This is a genomic window from Nocardia sp. CDC159, from assembly GCF_023740735.1.
In the GTDB taxonomy this organism is placed as follows: domain Bacteria; phylum Actinomycetota; class Actinomycetes; order Mycobacteriales; family Mycobacteriaceae; genus Nocardia; species Nocardia pulmonis.
Genome location: NZ_JAMRXH010000041.1, coordinates 1 through 3,398 on the forward strand (window position 1 = coordinate 1; position 3,398 = coordinate 3,398).

General features: G+C 56.7%; 2 rRNA genes. Both read left to right on the plus strand.

Annotation, left to right across the window (positions count from 1 at the left end):
- Nucleotides 1–45 precede the first annotated feature (45 nt).
- A 23S ribosomal RNA gene (locus NDR87_RS37010) occupies nucleotides 46–3,159 on the plus strand.
- 116 nt (nucleotides 3,160–3,275) lie between these two features.
- Nucleotides 3,276–3,392, plus strand: a 5S ribosomal RNA gene (gene rrf, locus NDR87_RS37015).
- The last annotated feature ends 6 nt before the right edge of the window (nucleotides 3,393–3,398 follow it).

Genomic DNA, 3,398 nt, shown 5'->3' on the forward strand with positions numbered 1-3,398 from the left:
GGGTGTGTTGTTTGAGAACTGCACAGTGGACGCGAGCATCTTTGTTTGTAAGTGTTTAAGGGCGTTCGGTGGATGCCTTGGCACCAGGAGCCGATGAAGGACGTGGGAGGCTGCGATATGCCTCGGGGAGCTGTCAACCGAGCTGAGATCCGAGGATTTCCGAATGGGGAAACCCGGCACGAGTGATGTCGTGTCACCCGCACCTGAATATATAGGGTGTGTGGAGGGAACGTGGGGAAGTGAAACATCTCAGTACCCACAGGAAGAGAAAACAATTGTGATTCCGTGAGTAGTGGCGAGCGAAAGCGGATGAGGCTAAACCGTATGGATGTGATAGACGGCAGTCGTTGTCCATGTGGGGTTGTGGGATCATTCTTCTTGCTGCTGCCGCAGTGAGCGAGAGTCAGAAACCGTTGTGTTAGTCGAAGTGGCCTGGGACGGTCCGTCGTAGAGGGTGAGAATCCCGTAGACGAAAACGCAACGGCTCTCGTGGATGTCTCCCGAGTAGCAGTGGGTCCGTGGAGTCCGCTGTGAATCTGCCGGGACCACCCGGTAAGCCTGAATACTACCTGGTGACCGATAGCGGACTAGTACCGTGAGGGAAAGGTGAAAAGTACCCCGGGAGGGGAGTGAAATAGTGCCTGAAACCGGACGCTTACAATCCGTCAGAGCCTTCCTTTTGGTGGGGTGATGGCGTGCCTTTTGAAGAATGAGCCTGCGAGTCATCGGTGTGTGGCGAGGTTAACCCGTGTGGGGTAGCCGTAGCGAAAGCGAGTCCGAATAGGGCGTTTTGAGTCGCATGTCATGGACCCGAAGCGGAGTGATCTACCCATGGCCAGGGTGAAGCGACGGTAAGACGTCGTGGAGGCCCGAACCCACTTAGGTTGAAAACTGAGGGGATGAGCTGTGGGTAGGGGTGAAAGGCCAATCAAACTCCGTGATAGCTGGTTCTCCCCGAAATGCATTTAGGTGCAGCGTCGCGTGTTTCACCCTGGAGGTAGAGCTACTGGATGGCCTAGGGGGCCCACAAGCTTACCGAAGTCAGCCAAACTCCGAATGCTGGGGTGTGAGAGCGCGGCAGTGAGACTGCGGGGGATAAGCTTCGTAGTCGAGAGGGAAACAGCCCAGATCGCCGGCTAAGGCCCCTAAGCGTGTACTAAGTGGAAAAGGATGTGGGGTCGCTGAGACAACCAGGAGGTTGGCTTAGAAGCAGCCACCCTTGAAAGAGTGCGTAATAGCTCACTGGTCAAGTGATCCTGCGCCGATAATGTAGCGGGGCTCAAGTACACCGCCGAAGCCGCGGCATTCACACATTATCCTGCTTTCGAGCCAGGTGTGTGGATGGGTAGGGGAGCGTCGTGTCACCAGGGAAGCGGCGGAGTGATCCAGCCGTGGAGGTGACGCGAGTGAGAATGCAGGCATGAGTAGCGAAAGACGAGTGAGAAACTCGTCCGCCGGATGACCAAGGGTTCCTGGGCCAGGTTAATCCGCCCAGGGTGAGTCGGGACCTAAGGCGAGGCCGACAGGCGTAGTCGATGGACAACGGGTTGATATTCCCGTACCCGTGTATCCGCGCCCAATGGCGAATCAGTTGTGCTAAGTGCCCAAATGTGGCGAGACCTCCTTCGGGAGGCTCAAAGCGGCTGCGCACGACCCTGGCTGTAGTAGTCAAGCGATGGGGTGACGCAGGAAGGTAGCTGGGCCCGGTGGTGGATTACCGGGTGTAAGCCTGTAGGGCGTTGTGTAGGCAAATCCGCACAGCATTGAGCCTGAGAGGTGATGCGTAGCCGGTTGAGGTGAATTCAGTGATCCTATGCTGCCGAGAAAAGCCTCTAGTGAGTTGGTACACGGCCCGTACCCCAAACCGACACAGGTGGTCAGGTAGAGAATACCGAGGCGATCGAGAGAACTGTGGTGAAGGAACTCGGCAAAATACCTCCGTAACTTCGGGAGAAGGAGGGCCCGTACTGGTGAACGCCCTTGCGGTGGGAGCTGGTGTGGGTCGCAGAGACCAGAGAGAAGCGACTGTTTACTAAAAACACAGGTCCGTGCGAAGTCGTAAGACGAGGTATACGGACTGACGCCTGCCCGGTGCCGGAAGGTTAAGAGGACCGGTTAGCTCCTTTCGGGGGGCGAAGCTGAGAATTTAAGCCCCGGTAAACGGCGGTGGTAACTATAACCATCCTAAGGTAGCGAAATTCCTTGTCGGGTAAGTTCCGACCTGCACGAATGGCGTAACGACTTCTCTGCTGTCTCCACCACAGACTCGGCGAAATTGCAGTACGAGTAAAGATGCTCGTTACGCGCGGCAGGACGAAAAGACCCCGGGACCTTTACTATAGCTTGGTATTGGTGTTCGGTACGGTTTGTGTAGGATAGGTGGGAGACTGTGAAGCTGGGACGCTAGTTCTGGTGGAGTCGTCGTTGAAATACCACTCTGATCGTATTGGGCTTCTAACCTCGGGCCATGATCTGGTTCAGGGACAGTGCCTGGTGGGTAGTTTAACTGGGGCGGTTGCCTCCCAAAGGGTAACGGAGGCGCCCAAAGGTTCCCTCAGCCTGGTTGGCAATCAGGTGTTGAGTGTAAGTGCACAAGGGAGCTTGACTGTGAGACCGACAGGTCGAGCAGGGACGAAAGTCGGGACTAGTGATCCGGCACCGGCGAGTGGAAGCGGTGTCGCTCAACGGATAAAAGGTACCCCGGGGATAACAGGCTGATCTTCCCCAAGAGTCCATATCGACGGGATGGTTTGGCACCTCGATGTCGGCTCGTCGCATCCTGGGGCTGGAGTAGGTCCCAAGGGTTGGGCTGTTCGCCCATTAAAGCGGCACGCGAGCTGGGTTTAGAACGTCGTGAGACAGTTCGGTCTCTATCCGCCGCGCGCGTTAGAAACTTGAGGAAGGCTGTCCCTAGTACGAGAGGACCGGGACGGACGAACCTCTGGTGTGCCAGTTGTCCCGCCAGGGGCACGGCTGGTTGGCCACGTTCGGAAGGGATAACCGCTGAAAGCATCTAAGCGGGAAGCCTGTTCCAAGATGAGGTTTCTCACCCACTTGATGGGTTAAGGCCCCCAACAGACCATTGGGTTGATAGGCCGGAACTGGAAGCCCTGTGAGGGGTGTAGGTGACCGGTACTAATAGGCCGAGGGCTTACCAACAAAGGTGCTACGCGTCCACTGTGCGGTATCTGAAACAACACACAGATACCAGAAGACGAGGGATGGGAGTGTTTGTGCTCCTGGGCCTTGGCTTGCTGTGTACAGTTTCATAGAGTTACGGCGGTTATAGCGGTGGGGAAACGCCCGGTCCCATTCCGAACCCGGAAGCTAAGCCTGCCAGCGCCGATGGTACTGCACTCGACAGGGTGTGGGAGAGTAGGACACCGCCGGACATACTT